This window comes from Micromonospora tarensis (assembly GCF_016803395.1).
GTDB lineage: Bacteria > Actinomycetota > Actinomycetes > Mycobacteriales > Micromonosporaceae > Micromonospora > Micromonospora tarensis.
Genome location: NZ_JAEVHL010000049.1, coordinates 12,973 through 32,000 on the forward strand (window position 1 = coordinate 12,973; position 19,028 = coordinate 32,000).

Consider the following 19,028-nt stretch of genomic DNA (forward strand, 5'->3'; position numbering starts at 1 on the left):
TGGCATGGCGACTCCCGCCATGCCAGCGGACGCCGCGGGTCAGCCGGTGGGCTCGCCGAACCAGCGGGAAAGCTGCTCGTTCAGGTCCCGCTGGTCGGCGCCGATCCAGGCGACGTGGCCGTCGGGGCGAAGCAGGACGGCCGGAGCATCCAGTGCGGCGCGGTGATCGGCGAGGTGATCGACCCGGTCCGACCAACCGTCGACGGTCAGCCGTTCGGTCCGGTCCAGCAGCAGCCCGCGGCCGCGATGCAGCAGACCGTAGAGGGTGCCCTGTCGCACGTCGATGTCGCGCAGCCGCCGCCCGAGCAGGCCCGGGCCCGCCCCGAAGTCGTAGCGGATGCCGATCCCGGTGATCTTCTCGATCAGGAGGCGGTTCACCTCGTCGATGTCCATCAGCTCGGTGAACAGCCGGCGCACCGCCCGCGGGCCCGGCTCGGGTGACAACAGCTCCGTCTGGGCGCGGGTGTTGTCCAGCACCTCCTCGGCGACCGGACGACGTTCCGCCTGATAGCTGTCCAGCAGGGTGTCCGGCGCCCAGCCCCGGATCTGGGCGGCCAGTTTCCAGCCGAGGTTGACCGCGTCCTGGACGCCCAGGTTGAGGCCCTGCCCGCCGATGGGTGGATGGATGTGTGCCGCGTCGCCGGCCAGCAGCACCCGCCCGATTCGATAATGTTCGGCCAGCCGGGTGGCATCGCCGAAGCGCGACAACCAGCGCGGCGAGTGCACGCCGAAGTCGGTCCCGGCGACGGCCCGCAACTGGTGCCGGAAATCCTCAAGGGTGGGCGGTTGGGCACGGTCGCTGACTCCCGCCGCAGGGACCACGACGCTGTAGACCTGTCCGCCGAAGGGCCGCAGCCAGAACGGTCGATGGGCCTGGCCGACCTCGGCCACCCGAGCGGCGACCTCCTCCGGCGACGCCGTCACCGACATCTCGCCCATCAGCGTCTCGGTCCGCGACTCTCGCCGGGGAAGCCGACGCCGAGCAGTTTGCGCACCGTGCTGCGCCCACCGTCACAGCCGACGAGGTAGCGCGCCCGCACCCGCTCCCCGTCGGCCAGTTCGACTGTCACACCCTCCTCGTCCTGGGTGACACCCGCCACCGCGGCACCGCGACGCACCCGCGCGCCCAGTGCGATCGCGTGCTCTTCGAGGAGTCCGACGATGACCGGCTGCGGGATGCCCAGCAGGTAGGCGTGCGCGGTGTCCAGGCCCTCGGGCGCGGGCTTGTCGATGGCGGCGAAGAAGCCACCGGCCGGACGCTGTCTGCCCCGTTCGCGAACGCGCTCCAAGAGCCCGCGCATCGCCATCAGCTCGATGCTGCGCACGTGCAGGCCGACGATGCGGGCGAACGACGTGGGCTCGGTGTCCTTCTCCAGGACGAGCACCCGGACGTCGTGCAGCCGTAGCTCGGCGGCCAGCATCGCGCCGGTCGGACCGCAGCCGGCGATGATCACGTCGAACAGGGACGGGCGGTCGGTGCCGGGGACCGCCGACGCCTCGGTGGTGAATTGCCGAGAGTGCATAGGTGTTGCCTTTCGGGAGGGCCGTGGTGGCGAGGCGCTCCCGGCGACACCTACGTCAATCGCCCGACCGTGACGGACAGGGGGAGCACCCACATCGCTACAACGTTCATGGGTCTCACCTCCTCGGATGGCGTCACGTTCCGCTGCAAGCTACAAGCCCCGGCGTCGCCAGGTCCAGTCCTTTCCGGCCGGGGCCGCCCTCGATCTTCGTGAACCCGTCACTGAGCAGCGCCGAAGTGGTCGGTGAGCGCGGCGCGTAGCGTGCCGGCGTCGCCGGCCGACCAGGCGACGAAGCAGTCCGGGCGGATCAGCAACGCGGTCGCGGTGGTGCCCTCCAGCGCGCCGGTGACGACGTCGACCCGGTCTCGCCACGGCGCGGCGACCCCGGCGTAGCCGCCGGTGGAGTCCAGCAGCAGGGGCCGGGCGGCGCGGGTCAGCTCGGCGAGCCGGGTCGGACCGTACTCGCCGTGCACGACCACGTCGGGGGCGCACCGGCCAGCCAGCGGGTCGGCGGGATCGGCCGGGTAGCGGACATCAGCGCCGGACATCAGGGCGGCGATGTGCCCGGTCACCTCCGGCTTGCGCAGCAGTTCGGCGAAGAGTTCCCGCAAACCGGTGATCTCGTCGCCGGGGCCGATCAGCGCCGACTGCGCCTGGGTGGACATGACGACCCGCTCGGCGACCGGGCGACGTTCGGTCTCGTACGTGTCGAGCAGGCCCTGCGGTGCCCAGCCGCGCACCGTGGCGGCGAGCTTCCACCCCAGGTTGACGGCGTCCTGAAGGCCCAGGTTGAGGCCGGGGCCGCCGATCGCGGGGTGCACGTGCGCGGCGTCGCCGAGCAGCAGCACCCGGCCGGCGCGGTAGCGGGCGGCGATGCGGGTGTTGCGGCCGGTCAGCCGCCGCAGCAGGCCGGGGCCCTCGGAGGCGTCGATCGGCAGGTCGGCCCCGAGCACCTGGGCGACGCTGGCGCGCAGCTCCGCCAGGGTCATCGGGGTCTCGTCGCTCGTTGGCGCGTCGGGCCACTCCGTGGTGCTCAGGATCGCCGGGCGGCCGGGGAACGGCGCCCAGGCGATCAGCCCGCGCGCGGTGCGGGTGTGCTGGAACGGCGGAACGACGCCGTGACCGGGAACACGCAGGCCGCCGGTGTCGGGGTCGAGCGAGCACGCGGGGACGGTCACGGTGGCGGTGCGGGAGACCGACCTGTCGTTTGTGACACCGGGGAAGTCGATGCCGGCCAGCCGGCGCACCACGCTGCGGCCACCGTCGGCACCGACGAGGAACCGGCAGCTGAGCCGCGTACCGTCGGCAAGGCGGACCTCGACCGCGTCGCGGCGTTGGTGCAGGTCGATGACCTCGTGGCCGCGGCGCAGGTCGACGCCGAGTTCGACGGCCCGGGCGGCGAGGGCCGCTTCGAGCTGGGCTTGCGGCACGCCGAGCACGTAGTGCGGGTTCTGCACGAGCATCGTGAGATCCAGCGGGAACGCGCCGAACGCGAAGGCTGGTTGCGGCCTCGGCGGAGTGCTCTCACCGCTGAGCCGCGGCGTCATGGCCGGTCGGCCGCGGCGGCGAGGCGATGATGATCGGCACGGCAGGCTAACGACCGTCACCCGCCGATCGCCGCGCTCGGACCCGCCCGTGCACCTGTGGCCTGGCCCGCTCGCCGCAGCGAGTGCGGGGCCAGCGTCGCCCGGGCCGGGATGCCGGCGCGCCAGCCGGTGGGTCGGGCCTGTCCGGCGCTGGCCTAGCCTGGTGAGATGCTGTCGCAGGTGAAGGGCTTGTCCCGGCATTTCACGGAGGAGACTCTTCGCGCGTACCTCGTCGACCGGTCGGTTCGTCGAGACGACGGCTGCCTGATCGTGCGTGGTTACGGCAGCCGTCGGGGCGTCTACCAGAAGGTCGCCGGCCGGGCTTGGGCGCACATCACGGCCTACGTCGTCTTCGTCGGCGATTTCGATCCCAACCTGGACGTGCACCACCTCTGTGGGGTGCCCGACTGCATCGAGCCCACCCATCTGCGCCAGGTGAGCCACGCCGACAACTGCCGCGACCGCACCCAGCAGCCGCGCTGCCGCAACGGGCACGAGCGGGAGATCGACCCCGCGAGCGGTCGGTACCGCAAGGCCTGTCGAGTGTGCAACAACGAGGCGCAGAAGCGGTGGCGCGCGCGTCAGTCCGCAGAGGTCGCCGCAGCCCGTGCCGCGTACGGGCGGCAGGCGGAATGACGTCCGACATCACTTCCGATCACGACCTGACCTGACGTCGGCTGAGGCCCGATCGGGCTCCACACTGACCGCTACACCATCCTGATTCATTACGCACAAGAACTGTCATTATGGTGCGTGTCCACTTGGCACCTTTTGTGGTGGGTAATTATTGGATTAGTGTTACTGGAAAACCGATAATCGGCCGAGTGCGGGTCCACCGGCGCCGAAAGGTCGGGTGCGTGGCTGCCCCAGAGTGGCGTCGCCGTTCAGCCGCAGGGAGTCGGCGGCCTCGTCCACACGGGCGACCGCAGAGAGAAGTCGATACCGGCCGCCACGGCGGTAGCACGTTCGGGTCCGAGCTCCCGTTCGGTCAGCCACAGACCCAGATCCAGACCGGCGGTCAATGCGCCAGCGGTGACTCGATCACCGTCGTCGACCACCCGTTCCTCGATCACGTTGACGCGATAGGCACGCAACTCGTCGTACGCGTTGCGGTTCGTTGTGGCGTTGCGTCCGGTGAGCAGACCCGCCGCGGCGAGCAGCATTCCGCCTGTGCAGACCGACGCCATCCAGCGTGCGGAACCGGCCGCCGCAGCCAGCCGCTCGGGTAGCACACCGGTCTGGGCCTCGGCCCAGGAGCCCTCATCGGCCCGGTTCAGCCACCCACCGCCAACCACGATCACCCCGTCCGGGCGGCCGAGCGTGCTCCGAAGATCCAGCCGCACGCCCCGCATGCTGCGGACCGGACCTGCTCCACGCACGGCCACCAGCTCCACGTCAAACCCGGCGCTGGACAGCACCTCGAATGGCCCGAAGGCGTCGAGCTCATCGAACCCATCGAAAATGACGATCTCTATTCGCATCTGCCCAGGCTCGCCGCCAGCACACCGGTGTGCCAGTGGCATCCTTGCCGTCGTGCGTAAGGAATCGGCCATCCACCGGGTTGTCGTGCTGGCCCTGCCGCCGGTCGTAGCGTTCGACGCGACCATCGCCACGCAGGTTTTCGGTCACGAGGGCCTCGGCCGCTACGAGGCGGTGCTGTGCTCGCTGCAGGCCGGGCCGGTGCCGACCACCACGCCCGGCTTCGCCATCACCGTCGCCGCCAACCTTGAAACGCTCATGACCGCCGACACGGTTGTGGTACCGGGCTTCCGGCGAGGACCCGTGTCGGCGGACGCGCTCGACGCCCTGCGGGCGGCGCACCAACACGGCGCCCGGATCGTCTCCATCTGCACCGGCGCCTTCGCGCTGGCCCAGGCAGGCCTGCTCGACGGCCGTCGCGCCACCACGCACTGGGCCCACGCCGCCGACCTCGCCCGTGAACACCCCGCCGTACGCGTCGATCCGGCGGTCCTCTACGTCGACGAGGGCACGGTGCTGACCAGCGCCGGGCTCACCGCAGGACTCGACCTGTGCCTCTATCTCATCGGGCTCGACCACGGGCAGCAGGCGGCGATCCAGCGCGCGCGGCACATGGTCACCCCGTTGCACCGCGCCGGCGGACAGGCGCAGTACAGCGTCGCGGGCACGACGGCGGCCAGCGAGCGAATCAAGAGCGTGACGGAATGGGCGCTGGCAAACCTGCATCAGCCCATCACGGTGGCCGACCTCGCACGCGAGGCGGTGCAGTCCACCCGAACGCTCAGCCGCGTGTTCGCCACGGAACTCGGCACCAGCCCGCGCGCCTGGCTGATCGCCGCCCGGCTGCGCATGGCGTGCACGCTTCTCGAGACCGGTGATCGGAGCGTCGAGGAGATCGCCCGGCGCACCGGAATGGGCAGCGCCGCCAATCTTCGATTGCACTTCCGCAGGACGTACGCCACCACCCCGCTCGCCTACCGAAGCACATTCCAGCAACGCTGAGTCCGCTACCGATCCGCCCCGCACCCACCGCGGACCGGGCGGCCGGGACTATCCGGACAGTCGCTCCAGCCACTCCGTCAGGAGGTGCTGTTCGGCAGCGCTGAGGGAGTTCTGGCTGGGCAGGGCGGCGCGCAGGGCGCGAGCGGCGCCCGCCGGACCCTCTTCCCGCACCGCCGATTCCTGACTGACGACGGCGCTGATCATCGCTTCGCGCAGCGCGACCAGGAGGGCGGGGTTCCGCTCGGCGTCGGGCAGGGACAGCCAGGTCAGCACGGCGCCACGGGCGGTGGCGTGGATGATCTGGGCGGCGAGGTTCTCGTCGACGCGCAGTCGGCCCGCGACGGCCAGGCGGCGGATGCGGTTCATGAGCAGTCCGAGGCCGAGCCGGGAGGCGATGGCGGACCGGGCGGGTTCGGCGTACATGAGCGCGTACAGAGCCGGGTTGGCCAGTCCGAACTCGACAGCCGTGTCCCAGCGGACGCGTAGTTCCCTGACCGGGTCCTGCGGGTCGGGGTCGACGTGCTTGGCGGCCAGGAACCGGGTGAACCCGTATTCGGCCACCGCGTCGAGCAGGGCCTCCTTGTCACCGAACAGCCGGTACAGGGCCGGCGCCTGTAGTCCGGCGGCCTCGGCGACCGCCCGGGTGGTGACCGCGTCGCGGCCGCCGCGCTCCAGCAGGTCGATCGTCACGTCCATGATCCGGCGGCGGGTCTGCTCGCGCGCGTTGCCGTCGGGGTTCGCGGCAGCCGACAGGGGTTCGGGTCACCAGGCATGTATCGAGGATAACCCGGATTTGGCACCAAGGATATTATCAGCGTTAACACCATCACGTTTACTGGGAACGCCTCACCGCCCGTGCCGCCAAGCCGACAGCGGTCTGACCCACGATCGAACCGCCGCCGCGCTCGGACCGGCCTCGAGCAGCGGCGGCGGGCGGCGACGGCGCAGCACCCGCGGCTGAACCAGCGCGGCGGCACGGCTCCCCGATCGCCTACGCTCAGTAACGAACACCGCCAGCTCGCCGTGGAGGAGGTCACGCGCTTGCGCTTCGAGCACCGCGACACCGAGACAGACGCGAACATCGTCGACCGGGTCTGGCGCACCCGCAGCGACGCCGAGGACACGATGACCTCCGCCGCGCGCACGTGCTGCCAACTGATCCTCACCCGGATGCGCGGGCGGCTCCTCGTCAGCCTGCGCGGGCCGGAGACCAGGACGACCACCGCGCCGGTCCCGCCGGACGCCGAGTTCCTCGGGATCCGGCTCACCCTCGGCACCGTTCTTCGTCCGCATCCCGCGCCCTCGATCGTCGACGGGTCCGTGTCGCTCCCCGTGACGGACTCGGGGCGGATAGTCATCGGCGGTCAGGAGTGGGAGGCGCCGACGTACGAGAACGCCGAGCAGTTCGTCCGACGCCTGCGCAACGCGGGTCTGCTGGCGCGATCGGGCCTCAGGGTTGAGGAGAACTCCGCCGGACACCCCGGAGGCCACCGGTCGAAACGGACCCTTCAGCGGCAGTACCGCGCGGTCACCGGCCTGTCGCAGACCGCCGTGACCCAGATCGACCGCGTGAACGCCGCGGCCACGATGCTGCGCGGCGGCAACGACTGGCCAACGGTCGTCGACGCGCTGGGATACTTCGACCAGGCTCACCTGGCACACGCGTTGCGGCGCTACGTGGGGCGCACCGCGCGGGGGCTGCGCCCGGGCGGCGACCACGCGACGGTGTCGTTCCTGTACAAGATCTCCGCGCGGCCAGGCAGCTAACCTCCGTTCGCCGGCCGCCCCGGCGGCCGTCCCCGAGCCGGACCACGGAGGAGAACAGTGCTGCTCAGCGTCAACGTCTTCGTCAGCCTCGACGGAATCATGCAGGGACCGGGAGCCCCCGACGAGGACCGCTCCGGCGGCTTCGACCGCGGCGGGTGGCTCGTCCCGCACGCATCAGTGCACACCAACGAGGTCGTCCAGAGCTGGTTCCAGGAGGCAGACGCGTTCCTCTTCGGCCGCACGAGCTACGCCCTGCTCGGCGGGTACTGGCCACAGGTCACCGCCCCCGACGACCTGATCGCCAGCAAGCTGAACACGCTGCCGAAGTATGTCGTCAGCACCACGCTGACAGACCGGCAGGCCGACTGGAACCCGACGACGATCCTGCGCACCGGAATCGTCGACACGGTCCGCCGGCTCAAGGAGCTTCCCGGCAAGGAACTCCAGGTTCACGGCAGTTGGCAGCTCGTGCAGACGCTGCACCAGGCCGGACTCGTCGACCTCTACCGGCTGCTGCAGTACCCGGTCGTCGTCGGCACCGGAAAACGGCTGTTCCCGGACGGATCAGCCCCGGCGACGTTCACAACCGCCGAAGGGGGCGAGCGCGTGCTGCCCGGCGGTGCGGTCTCGCTGACGCTGACCCCCACGACCGTCGGCGTGATCTCCGCCGGCGCGTACACCGTGCAGAGCGGGCGCTCGACGGCGGTCGTCGACTGACATCGACGCCCGACCGGCGCCGGACGCTCCCCGATCGCGCCCGTCGACCACCGACCCCCACCGATCAGCCGGACGGGTGCGGTGCATCGTCGGCGGGGGCAGACCCGGCCGGCTGTGCCGACGATCGGGCGGTCGCGGCCTGAGGTGCTCGGGTGGCGCGGGCGTACCCGACGGTCGTGACGCCCAGCCACACTCCCCAGCCGAGGAACACCAGCACCGTGGCGGTCACCGCCCACCCGCCAGCCACCTCCGACCACCGCAGGTCACCCGACCGTAGCTGCGCCAGGACGACCGCGAGGCTCAGCACCCCGTAGGTGACCAGGGCGATCGCCACCACCGCGGCCGGGATCAACGCCAACAGCCGGGGAACGCCTCGACCGCGCAGTCCCGGCACCCAGCGCGGGAACTGCTGCCCCCACCGCTGCACCAGACCCAGCACGAGCAGGCCGGCCAGCGGCGGAACGACGGTGATCCCAACGCCCATCGCCGTGGACAGGTCCCGGTGGATGTCATCCAACTCCTGCGCGGAGATGCCGAACGGAACGCCGAGCACCCAGAGCCCGTGTGGCACGGCCCACCCGATGACCGGCAACGCCACCGCGACGTACGCCCAGTGGCGGGCCCACGGTGGCACCGGTCGGAAGCCGGCGGACACCGGTTCGTGCGCCGGAGCCAGTGCGTTCGCGAGCCCGGCGAAGGCCAGGCCGCCGGCCACCAGCGCGAGCCGGGCGCCGAGGTCACGCCAGTCCGAGGGGCGCCCGGCGAGGGCGGCCGGCACCTCGAAGAGCAGGTGCAGTGGGAAGGCGGCGACCAGCAGCAGCGCCGCGACCGTCCAGCCGGCGGCGGCCGCCCACCGGCCGGGAAACCGAAGCGCGCAGACGATCATCACGGTGAGGGCCGCGGCGGCGGCGAGGGCTGCCCAGCTCGCCGCCCAGGGCAGCACCCGGACCTGGTCGGCGCCGCACCCGCCGGCCGGATCGGTCCGGGCGGTTCGGTCGCAGGCGGTGTATCCCCACCGGCCACCGGCGATCCAATAGAGACGCAGCGCTGCCTCCCCGGCGACGAACACCAGGCAGGCCACCGCCCACCGCACGGCTCGCCGGCCACGAACAGCCACCGACGGGTGATCTCGATGCGACATGTCGACTCCCACCGTGACGGCCGTGCTGGCACATCAGATCGTGCGGCACCCCCGCTGTGAACAGGCTGAGCGACGGCGCGCCCCCCAGCGCGGGCGCCCGCCAGCGGGGCCCGCGAGGGGGCTCAGCGCAACATCGCCCGGGTCATCCGACGGGTGGCGACGTACATCGCGATGGAGCCGAACGCGACGAGGTAGGCCACCGGGATCAGCAGGTCCCAGCCGAGTCGGCCCAGCGCCGGTTCGCGGACCAACTCGATGCTGTGGTAGAGCGGCAGCGCCCGGATCAGGGGCTGCACCGCCTCCGGGTAGACCGACAGCGGATAGAACGTCGTCGCGAAGAGGTACATCGGCAGCATGACCAGCTGGATGTACTGGAAGTCGGGGAAGTCACGCAGGTACGTCGTCACGGCCAGACCGGCCGCCGCGAACGCGTACGAGATCAGCACCGACGCCGGCAGGGCCAGCAGCACCCAGGCCGAGGTGACCAGCCCGCCGATCGCCATGAGAGTGAGGAAACCGATCGAGGTCAGCAACGCGTTGATCATGGCGCTGGTGACCTCGCCGACGGCGATGTCGGTGACGGAGAGCGGTGTCGGCAGGATCGTCTCGTAGGTCTTCTCGACCTTCATCCGGATGAAGACGCCGAAGCTGGTCTGGTTGAACGCGGTGTTCATCGCGGTGGTGGCCAGGATCGCCGGCGCCACGTAGACGACGTACGCGACGTCGACCCCGGGGACCGTGCCGACCAGCAGCCCGACACCGACCCCGATGGACAGCAGGTACAGGACCGGTTCGACCAGCGCGTTGAGCAGCGGGGTGACCGACCGGCGGTGGATCATGAAGTTGCGTTCGATCAGCGCGAGGGCGCGACGGCGGGTCCAGGCGGGTACGACGGCGGTGGTCATGGGGTCTCCACGAGGCTCTGGACGGGGCCGTCACGGGTGCAACCGGCGGCGGTAGGTGACCCGGGCGGCCAGGAAGCCGCCGATCGCGAGCACCAGCAGGTAGGCGATGTGGACGCAGCTGCCGGTGATCGTCGCCGTGCCGAGGCTGAGCGTGCGGCACAGCTCCACCCCGTGCCACAGCGGCAGCAGATAGGACACCGGTTGGATCCACTCCGGTAGCTGCGAGACCGCGAAGAAGGTGCCGGAGAACATGTAGAGCGGCATGATGACGAAGCGGAAGACCGTGTCGATGTGGCGCAGCTTGCGCACGCCGACCGCCCACGCCGCGGCCGGTGCCGCGAACGCGACCCCGGTGAGCGTCGCGCCGAGCAGGGCGCCGAGAACCCACCAACCTGCGATCAGCCCGAACGCGGCCATCACCGCGATGAAGGCGGCGCTCGCGATGAGCACCCGGAAGGCGATGAAGAGCAGGTGCCCGGCGGCGAGTTGCTCCGGGTTGAGCGGCGTCGGGGTGGCACCCCGGTACGCCCCGAAGCCCGCGGCCCGGGCCACTCCCGCCGAACCCTCCAGAAACGCGTTCTGCATTGCGGCGGCGGCCAGCATGCCCGGGGCGAAGAACGCCGCGTACGAGACACCGGCGATCTGGGCCGGTGCGTTGTCGTCCACGAGCGCGCCAAGGCCGGCACCGATGCCGATGAGGAAGAGCAGCGGATTCAGCACGTTGAGCACGATCGAGCCGCGCCAGGTGCGCCGGTAGAGCGTGACCCAGTATCCGAATACCCGTAGCACCTGTGCTCTCCTCCGCTACTCGATCAGCGATCGGCCGGTGAGCTTGAGGAACACGTCCTCCAACGTCGCGCGGCGGACCAGTGCGGTGAGCGGGGTCAGCGACATGGCGTGCACCGTGGCGAGGGCGGACTCGCCGTCGGCGGTGTAGACGAGCACCCGGTCGGGGAGCAGTTCGACCCGACCGTCGGTGTCGGTGCCGCCGGTGGCCAGCACCGAGGTGCCGAGTTTCTCCGCAGCGATGTCGCGTTCGTCGAGGCGGAAGCGCAGTTCGAGGACCTCGCGGGTGGCGTACCTGGTGATGAGCTCCTGGGGTGAGCCCTGCGCGACGATCCGGCCGTGGTCGACGACGATGAGCCGGTCGCAGAGCTGCTCGGCCTCGTCCATGTAGTGGGTGGTGAGGATGAGCGTGACACCCTGTTGTTTGAGCTGGAAGAGCCGGTCCCACAGGATGTGTCGGGCCTGCGGGTCCAGGCCGGTGGTGGGTTCGTCGAGCAGCAGGATGTCGGGCTCGTTGATCAGCGAGCGGGCGATGGTGAGTCGTCTGCGCATACCGCCGGAGAGCGTCTCGACCTGGTCGCCGGCTTTCTCCTGTAGCTGGGCGAAGTCCAGCAGTCGGGTCGCGCGGTCCCGGATGACGGCCCGCGGCAGGCCGAAGTATCGCCCGTAGATGTGCAGGTTCTCCCGGACGGTGAGTTCGTTGTCCAGGTGGTCGTCCTGCGTCACGACGCCCAACCGGGCGCGGATCTCCGGCCCCTGTCTCATCGGGTCCATGCCGAGCACCCGCAGCGTGCCGCCACTGATCGGTGACGTCGCGGCGATCATCCGCATGGTGGTGGACTTACCGGCGCCGTTGGGGCCGAGGAGCCCGAAGGACTCCCCCCGCTGGAGCGTGAAGTCGATGCCGTCGACGGCGCGGAACTCCGCCGTCGACCCCCGTGGCGGATAGACCTTGGTCAGACTCCTCGCTTCGACCAGCGCATCTTCACTCACCACGGCAGCCTACGAAAAGTAGACAGTGGACTGCAAGATATATGCAGGACAACGAAAAAGTTGGACTAGCGGTCGTCAACTGGGCGGCAATCCGCCATCTCGCCGGCCGCGATCTGTAGGTTGTCTTCTTGACGAGCGAGATGCATGTAGCTAAGTTTCAGCCATCCGGACTGGGAGGCGTCTATGTGGACCCGACTCGTTACCGCGACCACCCTGGTGGCCACCCTCGCCCCCATCCCCGCAGTGGTCTCCGCTCCGGTGCGTTCCTCGGCCGCCGAGCGTGGCTGGGTCACGTCGACGCTGCGGCAGATGAGCCTGGAGCAGAAGGTCGGCCAACTCTTCGCCACCTACGTCTACGGCGGTGACGCCACCGAGCCCACGGCCGCCGACCGGGCCGCGAACCTCGCCGCCTTCGGCGTCGAGACGCCCGCGCAAGTCGTCGAGCGGTACCACCTCGGCGGCGTCTGCTACTTCTCCTGGTCGCACAACCTGGACAACCCCCGGCAGATCGCCACCCTCTCCAACGGCCTGCAACGGGCCGCCCTGGGCAATCGGGCCAAGGGCATGGTGCCCCTGCTCATCTCCACCGACCAGGAGCAGGGCACGGTGGTGCGGATGCCCCCTCCGGCCGCCCAGTTCCCCGGGTCGATGGCGCTGGGCGCGGGGCGATCGGCACCGGCCGCCCAGACGGCGGCGGAGGTCACCGGGCGCGAGTTGCGCGCCGTCGGCATCCACCAGCCGTACGCCCCGATCGCCGACGTCAACGTGAACCCGGCCAATCCGGTGATCGGTGTCCGGTCCTTCGGCGCCGATCCCACCCTGGTGGCCGACCTCACCGCCGCCCAGGTCACCGGCTTCCAGGACCGAGCCGGAGGCACCGCCGTGGCGAAACACTTCCCCGGGCACGGCGACACCGCGACCGACAGCCACACCGGCCTGCCGGTGATCAGCCACAGCCGCGCCGAATGGGACCGGATCGACGCGCCCCCGTTCCGGCGGGCGATCAGGTCCGGCGTTGAATCGATCATGACCGCGCACATCGTGGTCCCGGCACTCGACCCGTCCGGCGACCCGGCGACCTTGTCGCCGACCATCCTCACCGGTGTGCTGCGCGGTGAGCTCGGCTTCCGGGGCGTCATCGTCACCGACGCGCTGAACATGGCCGGCGTGCGCGCCAAGTACGGCGACGAGCGGGTGCCCGTGCTGGCGCTCAAGGCCGGCGCCGATCAGCTCCTGATGCCGCCGGACCTCGCGCTGGCGCGCGACGCGGTGCTACGGGCCGTCGCCACCGGTGAGCTCACCGAGCGCCGCATCGACGAGTCGGTCCGGCGCATCCTCGGCGTGAAGTACCGCCAGGGGCTGGCCCGGACCCCGCTGGTCGACGTCGAGCAGGCGGTACGGGCCGTCGGCGCGCCAGACCATCTCGCCGCCGTCACCCGGGTCACCGACGCGACGGTCACCGCCGTGCGCAACGACGCCAGCGTGCTGCCCCTGCCGCGCACGACCGGTCGTGCTGGTCACCGGCTGGGACAGCGCCGCCTTCGCCCCGGTCGCGGCGGTCGCCGCCGGGTTCACCGCCCGCGCGCCCGCGTCACCGCGCGGCCGGCGACCCTGCCCTCCGACGCGACGATCGCCGCCACGGCGAGCCAGGCCGCGGAGCACGACCTCACCGTCGTACTGACGAACAAGGCGTGGGACACCACCGTCACCGACCCGCGCGCCACCCAGCAGCGCCTCGTCGCGGCCCTGCTGGGCGCCGGGAAACCCGTGGTCGTCGTGGCTGTCCGCGACCCGTACGACATCGCGTACCTGCCCGGAGTCGCCACCTACCTGACGACCTACTCGTACACCCGGGCGGCGATGGACGCCCTCGTCCGGGCCCTGCACGGCGAGCTGTCGCCGCAGGGGCGGCTGCCCGTCACCATTCCCACTGCCGAGGGCACGGGCTCCGTGCTCTACCCCTACGGCCACGGCCTGAGTTGGTAGGAGGTCACCCCATGCAGCGCAGGAGTTTCCTGGCCGGCACCGTCGGTGCGGGCGCGTTGGGCGCGGGAACGCTCGGTGCCGCACCGGCGTCGGCCAACCCCGGCGGCCGGCGGGTCCGCACGGCCTCGACGAGCTGGTGTCCTCCGGATTCGCCGACCTCGCCGGCCAGCGGGTGGGCGTCGTGTCCAACCCGACCGGCGTCGACGCGGCCTACCGCCACCTCGTCGACCTGATGCACGGTTCGGGCCGGGTGCGACTGGTCGCGGCGTTCGGCCCCGAGCACGGCTTCCGCGGCTCCGCGCAGGCCGGCGGCAGCGAGGGCACCGGCGTCGACGCCCGAACCGGCATCCCCGTCTACGACGCGTACGGCGCCTCGCAGGCCCGGTGGGAGGCGATGTTCACCGAGGCCGGGGTGGACACCGTCGTCTTCGACATCCAGGACGTCGGGGTGCGCTTCTACACCTACATCTGGACGATGTACACCTCGATGGTGGCCGCGGCCCGGGTCGGCAAACGCTACGTCGTGCTGGACCGGCCCAACCCGACCGGCGGGCGGGCGTACGGGCCGATGATGACCAGCCCGTACACGTCGGGGGTGGGCCTGAAGGAGATCATCCAGCAGCACGGGATGACCGTCGGGGAGCTGGCCCGGTTCTTCAACGCCACCTTCCTGCCGGCCGAGGCGGGACGGCCGGTCGACCTGCACGTGGTCCGCTGCCGGCACTGGAGGCGCGACGCGTTCCCCGCCGACACCGGCGTGCCCTGGGTGATGCCCAGCCCGAACATGCCCACCCCGGACACCGCGCTGGTCTACCCGGGCACCGGACTGTTCGAGGGCGTCGCGTCCATCACCGAGGGGCGCGGCACGTGCCGCCCGTTCGAGCTGGTCGGTGGGCTGGCGACGGACTTCGACCACCACTGGGGTGACCGGCTCAACGCCCGTGACCTGCCCGGTGTCGAGTTCCGCGAGGCGTACTTCTCGCCGACCTCGGCCGGGCAGAAGCCGGACCTGCTCAACAAGCTCTGCGCCGGCCTCGAGGTCAAGGTGGTCGACCCCGCCGTGTACGACCCGATCCGCACCGGCGTGGCGATGCTCGTGGAGGCATACCGGTACCCGGCGTTCGCCTGGCGGCGCGACTCGTGGGACGCCGTGCGCCCGTACTGGATCGACAAGCTCACCGGGTCGCCGCGACTGCGTACCCAGATCGACGCCGGAGCCGACGTCGACGACGTCGTCGGCGCCTGGGCTGAGGAGTTGGCCACCTTCGACCGGCACCGCCGGCCCTTCCTGCTCTACTGAGGAGTGCGGTCATCGGGCGCACCGGCTGCACCGGAACGTCGACCGGGTTGCCGCCGGACAGCGGCGGTGAGTTGACCCTCGACCGGGTCGAGGCCGGAGCATCGGCGACATGAACGACCAGCCACCACCCGACCCGACCATGACGGCCATCATCGAAGCGGTGCGACTCGGCCAATCCGGCGAGCGAGCGCAGGCCCGCGAGGTGCTCGCGGCGTTGTGGGACGAGATCGGCCGCACCGGTAACGCCCTGCACCGCTGCACCCTCGCCCACCACCTCGCCGACCTGCAGGACACCGCCGAGGCCGAGCTGGTGTGGGACGAACGCGCCCTCGCCGCCGTCGCCGACCTGACCGACGACCGCGCCCGGGAGTACCACCACGCGCTGCAGGTGCGTGGTTTCCTGCCGTCGTTGCACTTGAACCTGGCCGACGTGCACCGGCGGCTGGCGACAGCACGGCCGCCCACACCCACCTGGGCACCGCGAGGAGCCTCGTCGGGCACCTGCCCGCCGACCAGTACGGCGACCTGGTCCGCGCGGGCATCCAACACGTCGACCGGGCCCTGGCGGCCGGTTCGACGAGTCGTCTCGACTCGCACCCGGCCGGCTGACGAACTAGGTTGCACCGTCGCGACGCCCCTGCGAGGGTCGACTGATGTCACCGGTGACCGGCGTTGACCTGTGCGAGGCGGCCGACGAGATGACGCGGGTGCTGCACCCGCACCGCGAGCGCGACTGGTCGGTGCCTGCCGGCACGTTGACGTGGAGCTGCTGGACCACAGCGGCGCACGTCGCGCACGACCTGCTCGCGTACGCCGGCCAGGTCACCGGCCGCCCGGACGACGGCTACCTGCCGTACGACCTGCGGGTCTCCCCCGACGCGAGCCCGGCGCAGACCCTCACCGTGGTGCGGGCCTGCGCCGGGTTGCTCGCCGCCGCCGTCGACGCGGCCCCGCCCGACGCGCGGGCCTGGCACTTCGGCCCCTGCGACCCGGCCGGCTTCGCCGCGATGGGGGTGGCCGAGACCCTGCTGCACACTTACGACATCGCCCTCGGCCTCGACTTGCGGTGGCGACCCCCGCAGCGGCTGAGCGCGTTGGTGCTGCGGCGACTCTTCCCGGACGCGCCGGCCGGCCCCGCACCCGAGGTGCTGCTCTGGATGACCGGCCGTGCTGAGCTGCCCGGCCGGGAGCGCCGTACCTCCTGGGTTTGGCGCGCCGCCGTGAACTGACCGCCGCGACGAGACGGTCCGGGAGCGCAAACTCCACTCGACTGGTCCGTCATGCCGATGTACCGAGGAGCGGTATACCCCACAGGTATGAATATGCCTCTGAGGTATACCGCTCAATACCGCATCCGCCCTGAGGGAGGTGACCGACGGTCACCGCCGCCACAGACCCCGGCAGGGTCAGGACTCGCCCGTCCTAGGGGCGGGCAGCGCGTGCCGATGACCATCTCGCGGAAAAGGCGGCCGGGCAGGCAGCGTCTCCTGGTACACGAAGCCGCACTTCTGCGCCACCCGGCAGGACGCCACGTTGTCCACCTGGTGCAGCAGGTCGAGGTGGGTCAGCCCGGGAAACCGGTCGAACGCCCAGCCGCTGAGCGCGGTGACCGCGCGCGGCGCGACCTCGCGCCCGCGCGCCCACGACGCCGTCCAGTAGCCCACCTCGGGAGCCGGACGCTCCGACGTGACCCCCTTGAGCACCACGTTCGCCACCAGCCGGGAAGCGTCCGCGCGGTCCTCGAGGACGGCGAGGGTGTACCGGTGGCCGTCCGCCCACGCCTGCCGGGTCCGCTCCAACCACTGCCGGCCCTCGTCGACGCTGGTCACCGGCATCCGGGTCCACCGCCGCAGCACCGGATCCTGGTACGCCCGCACCAGTGCGTCCAGGTCGTCTTCCCGCCAGGGGCGCAGGGTCAGCTCCGACGCCCGTAGTTCGATCACCATCGGCACAGTGTGCCGGTGACGTACGGTGCCGGTCAGCCCGACCGGCGCCGCCACCGGAGCCACCAGGCGCGTCGGGGCCGGCGCGACGGAGCGGCGACGGTCCTGCGCTCGGTCGTCGTCGGCGTCGAGACGCGGGGCGGGGCATGCTCGGCACGCCAGCGGTGCACCACCTCGTCGGCATTCACCGGGCGCACCATCACCCGGGGGCCCTCGGGGTTGCGCAGCCACGCCACGATCTGCGCGTTGAGCTGCCCGACGACGTCGCGCACGGCCTGTTCGCTGGGCAGGTCGCGGACCTCGTCGGGAACCTGCTCGACGCGTCGGCGCAGTTGCAGCGGGGTGGGCAGCAGCAGGTCGCTGGGCAGCGCCTCGCGCTCCAGGAAGCTCTTGATCCACCACGACTCGTCGTACGGCGTCCCCCGGCCGGGGATCGGCTTGCCCATGCCGGGCAGATCGTCGAACTCGCCGCGTTGCACGGCCCCACGGATCTGCGCCTCCACGGCTGCTTCCCACGCCTCGGTCACAGTGCGGCACCTCCCCTGGCCACCGTAACGCCCCGCCGCCGCGTGGCGACGGGCACCGCAACAGCTCAGCGCTCCCGCTACGGTGACCATTCCCGGTGGCCGCACGCACCGGGTGGTTGCCCCGGGATGACCGTTTCCCGCCCAGGCAGGCCACGATCTGCCCAGTGGCCCTCGTTCGGGGTGCTCGCCGCGCTTACGGTCGGAGCGGGCGTCGGTGAAACGGGGGATCGTCATGGTGAGCACGGGGTCGCTGCTGGGCATCGCGCTGGTGGCGTTGGGGCTGGTGCTCACGCCCGGCCCGAACATGGTCTACCTGGTGTCCCGGTCGGTGGCCCAGGGCCGCCGCGCCGGGCTGATCTCGCTGCTCGGGGTGGCCGCCGGGTTCGGCGTCTACCTGGCCACCGCGGTCGCCGGCCTGGCCGCCGTGTTCGTCCTGGTGCCGACGCTGTACGCGGTGGTGAAGCTCGCCGGGGCCGGCTACCTGCTGTGGCTGGCCTGGCGGACGCTGCGCCCTGGTGGTCACTCGCCGTTCACGCCCGCGCCGCTGCCGCCGGACCCGCCCCGGCGGCTGTTCACCATGGGTCTGGTCACCAACCTGCTGAATCCGAAGATCGCGATCCTCTACGTGTCGCTGCTGCCGCAGTTCGTCGAGCCGCAGCGGGGGCACCTGGCGGCGCAGAGCCTGCTGCTCGGGTTGACCCAGATCGCCGTCGCGTTGAGCGTCAACGCGCTGATCGTGCTCAGCGCCGGCTCCCTCGCCGGCTTCTTCGCCCGCCGGCCGCTGTGGCTGCGGGTGCAGCGGTGGGTGACCGGCACGGCCCTGGCCGCGCTGGCGGTCCGGATCGCCACCGACCGCTCCCGGGCGGCGGTCGCCACCCCCTGAAACGTCCGCGTACGGTGGTCGCCACGGCCCGGGCGACGAGCTGACCGCCCGGCACTAGACTTCGCCCTCGATGGACGCCGAGCCCACCACCACCGAGACCCGTCCGTGTGCCCACTGTGGACGGCCGGTGCCGCAGCGGGTCGGCGCGGGTCGGCCGTTTCGCTACTGCCGCGACAACGACGGCGCCTGCCAGCGCGCCTCCCGCAACAGCCGGATGCGCCACCGCAACGCCCCGGGCCTGCCCGGTCAGGTGGCCCGCACCTGGGAGGCGGTGGACCGGCTCGACCAGATCGTCGAGACGTTGACCGAGTCGTTGCACGCCGAGCTGTCCCCGGTCGGTGTGCAACGCCAGCTCGCCCAGGCCCGCGCGGAGGCCGCCGCCGAGGTCGCCGCGGCGCAGACCGAACGCGACGAGGCCCGCGACGACGCCGAAACCGCGGCGGCTGACGCGGCGCGGGCCCGCGAGCAGGCCCGGATCGCCGGCGCTGAG

The 19,028-nt window shown here is 71.5% G+C and carries 17 protein-coding genes and 3 pseudogenes; 10 read left to right on the forward strand and 10 right to left on the reverse strand.

Going from position 1 to position 19,028, the window contains the following annotated elements; translation table 11 throughout:
• Positions 1-39: 39 nt before the first annotated feature.
• Positions 40-1,463: pseudogene (gene rox / locus JM949_RS38805) on the reverse strand (rifampin monooxygenase).
• A gap of 278 nt (positions 1,464-1,741) precedes the next feature.
• Positions 1,742-3,070 carry an FAD-dependent monooxygenase gene (locus JM949_RS12955; protein WP_203148719.1) on the reverse strand — a complete coding sequence of 443 codons (1,329 nt, stop codon included), beginning with the start codon at positions 3,068-3,070 and terminating at the stop codon, positions 1,742-1,744.
• Positions 3,071-3,277: 207 nt separating this feature from the next.
• Between JM949_RS12955 and JM949_RS12960 the strand changes: the two genes are divergently transcribed.
• Positions 3,278-3,745 (forward strand): HNH endonuclease, encoded by a 468-nt coding sequence (locus JM949_RS12960; protein WP_203148720.1) that lies wholly within the window; start codon positions 3,278-3,280, stop codon positions 3,743-3,745.
• 248 nt (positions 3,746-3,993) lie between these two features.
• Here JM949_RS12960 and JM949_RS12965 read toward each other — a convergent pair whose 3' ends face one another.
• The gene (locus JM949_RS12965) at positions 3,994-4,716 is read right to left on the reverse strand and encodes a DJ-1/PfpI family protein (RefSeq protein WP_238433075.1); all 723 of its coding nucleotides are present in this window, start codon (positions 4,714-4,716) and stop codon (positions 3,994-3,996) included.
• Here JM949_RS12965 and JM949_RS12970 point away from each other — a divergent pair.
• Entirely contained in the window at positions 4,676-5,590 is a 915-nt protein-coding gene (locus tag JM949_RS12970) for a GlxA family transcriptional regulator (RefSeq protein WP_309232141.1), read from the forward strand. The two genes, JM949_RS12965 and JM949_RS12970, sit on opposite strands and share 41 nt — an antisense overlap.
• Before the next feature lie 48 nt (positions 5,591-5,638).
• On the opposite strand, the gene JM949_RS12975 is transcribed toward JM949_RS12970, so the two are convergent.
• Complete coding sequence (locus tag JM949_RS12975) at positions 5,639-6,280, reverse strand: TetR/AcrR family transcriptional regulator (protein WP_309232142.1); 642 nt, start codon at positions 6,278-6,280, stop codon at positions 5,639-5,641.
• Between the two features lie 351 nt (positions 6,281-6,631).
• On the opposite strand from JM949_RS12975, the gene JM949_RS12980 reads away from it, so the two are divergent.
• Both JM949_RS12980 and JM949_RS12985 read left to right on the forward strand, forming a co-directional pair.
• The gene (locus tag JM949_RS12980) at positions 6,632-7,357 is read left to right on the forward strand and encodes a helix-turn-helix domain-containing protein (protein ID WP_238433069.1); all 726 of its coding nucleotides are present in this window, start codon (positions 6,632-6,634) and stop codon (positions 7,355-7,357) included.
• A 57-nt stretch (positions 7,358-7,414) separates the two neighbouring features.
• Positions 7,415-8,074 carry a dihydrofolate reductase family protein gene (locus JM949_RS12985; protein ID WP_203148724.1) on the forward strand — a complete coding sequence of 220 codons (660 nt, stop codon included), beginning with the start codon at positions 7,415-7,417 and terminating at the stop codon, positions 8,072-8,074.
• A gap of 64 nt (positions 8,075-8,138) precedes the next feature.
• Here JM949_RS12985 and JM949_RS12990 read toward each other — a convergent pair whose 3' ends face one another.
• From JM949_RS12990 to JM949_RS13005, 4 genes are all read right to left on the reverse strand, one after another.
• Positions 8,139-9,191 carry a hypothetical protein gene (locus JM949_RS12990; protein ID WP_238433070.1) on the reverse strand — a complete coding sequence of 351 codons (1,053 nt, stop codon included), beginning with the start codon at positions 9,189-9,191 and terminating at the stop codon, positions 8,139-8,141.
• Positions 9,192-9,337: 146 nt separating this feature from the next.
• A complete protein-coding gene (locus tag JM949_RS12995; protein WP_203148726.1) occupies positions 9,338-10,120 on the reverse strand; it encodes an ABC transporter permease in 783 nt (260 codons plus the stop codon).
• Between the two features lie 30 nt (positions 10,121-10,150).
• Positions 10,151-10,909: an ABC transporter permease gene (locus JM949_RS13000; protein WP_203148727.1), complete on the reverse strand. Its 759-nt coding sequence runs from the start codon at positions 10,907-10,909 to the stop codon at positions 10,151-10,153.
• Between the two features lie 15 nt (positions 10,910-10,924).
• Positions 10,925-11,902 (reverse strand): ABC transporter ATP-binding protein, encoded by a 978-nt coding sequence (locus JM949_RS13005; RefSeq protein ID WP_203148729.1) that lies wholly within the window; start codon positions 11,900-11,902, stop codon positions 10,925-10,927.
• Between the two features lie 180 nt (positions 11,903-12,082).
• On the opposite strand from JM949_RS13005, the gene JM949_RS13010 reads away from it, so the two are divergent.
• The 4 genes and pseudogenes from JM949_RS13010 to JM949_RS13025 all read left to right on the forward strand — a co-directional run bounded on the left by JM949_RS13010 (position 12,083) and on the right by JM949_RS13025 (position 16,414).
• On the forward strand, positions 12,083-13,885 hold the full coding sequence (locus tag JM949_RS13010; protein WP_203148731.1) for a glycoside hydrolase family 3 protein: 1,803 nt from the start codon (positions 12,083-12,085) through the stop codon (positions 13,883-13,885).
• 136 nt (positions 13,886-14,021) lie between these two features.
• Complete coding sequence (locus JM949_RS13015; protein WP_309232143.1) at positions 14,022-15,185, forward strand: exo-beta-N-acetylmuramidase NamZ family protein; 1,164 nt, start codon at positions 14,022-14,024, stop codon at positions 15,183-15,185.
• Between the two features lie 109 nt (positions 15,186-15,294).
• Positions 15,295-15,794 (forward strand): annotated as a pseudogene (locus JM949_RS13020) (hypothetical protein).
• A 44-nt stretch (positions 15,795-15,838) separates the two neighbouring features.
• On the forward strand, positions 15,839-16,414 hold the full coding sequence (locus JM949_RS13025; RefSeq protein WP_203148733.1) for a maleylpyruvate isomerase N-terminal domain-containing protein: 576 nt from the start codon (positions 15,839-15,841) through the stop codon (positions 16,412-16,414).
• 177 nt (positions 16,415-16,591) lie between these two features.
• On the opposite strand, the gene JM949_RS13030 is transcribed toward JM949_RS13025, so the two are convergent.
• Both JM949_RS13030 and JM949_RS13035 read right to left on the reverse strand, forming a co-directional pair.
• Positions 16,592-17,131: a GNAT family N-acetyltransferase gene (locus JM949_RS13030; protein WP_203148735.1), complete on the reverse strand. Its 540-nt coding sequence runs from the start codon at positions 17,129-17,131 to the stop codon at positions 16,592-16,594.
• 32 nt (positions 17,132-17,163) lie between these two features.
• Positions 17,164-17,655 (reverse strand): DnaJ family domain-containing protein, encoded by a 492-nt coding sequence (locus tag JM949_RS13035; protein ID WP_203148737.1) that lies wholly within the window; start codon positions 17,653-17,655, stop codon positions 17,164-17,166.
• A 232-nt stretch (positions 17,656-17,887) separates the two neighbouring features.
• Here JM949_RS13035 and JM949_RS13040 point away from each other — a divergent pair, with 232 nt between their 5' ends.
• On the forward strand, positions 17,888-18,538 hold the full coding sequence (locus JM949_RS13040; RefSeq protein WP_203148739.1) for a LysE family translocator: 651 nt from the start codon (positions 17,888-17,890) through the stop codon (positions 18,536-18,538).
• Positions 18,539-18,608: 70 nt separating this feature from the next.
• Positions 18,609-19,028, forward strand: a pseudogene (locus tag JM949_RS13045) (hypothetical protein); the annotation flags it as partial.

Excerpts from the sequence above, each read along its gene's own strand:
- JM949_RS12995 (WP_203148726.1), bottom strand. The coding sequence starts at position 10,120 with ATGACCACCGCCGTCGTACCCGCCTGGACCCGCCGTCGCGCCCTCGCG.
- JM949_RS13025 (WP_203148733.1), top strand. The coding sequence starts at position 15,839 with ATGTCACCGGTGACCGGCGTTGACCTGTGCGAGGCGGCCGACGAGATG.
- JM949_RS13010 (WP_203148731.1), top strand. The coding sequence starts at position 12,083 with ATGTGGACCCGACTCGTTACCGCGACCACCCTGGTGGCCACCCTCGCC.
- JM949_RS13040 (WP_203148739.1), top strand. The coding sequence starts at position 17,888 with ATGGTGAGCACGGGGTCGCTGCTGGGCATCGCGCTGGTGGCGTTGGGG.
- JM949_RS12965 (WP_238433075.1), bottom strand. The coding sequence starts at position 4,716 with ATGGTCGCGTCGAACGCTACGACCGGCGGCAGGGCCAGCACGACAACC.
- JM949_RS13030 (WP_203148735.1), bottom strand. The coding sequence starts at position 17,131 with ATGGTGATCGAACTACGGGCGTCGGAGCTGACCCTGCGCCCCTGGCGG.
- JM949_RS12955 (WP_203148719.1), bottom strand. The coding sequence starts at position 3,070 with ATGACGCCGCGGCTCAGCGGTGAGAGCACTCCGCCGAGGCCGCAACCA.
- JM949_RS12960 (WP_203148720.1), top strand. The coding sequence starts at position 3,278 with ATGCTGTCGCAGGTGAAGGGCTTGTCCCGGCATTTCACGGAGGAGACT.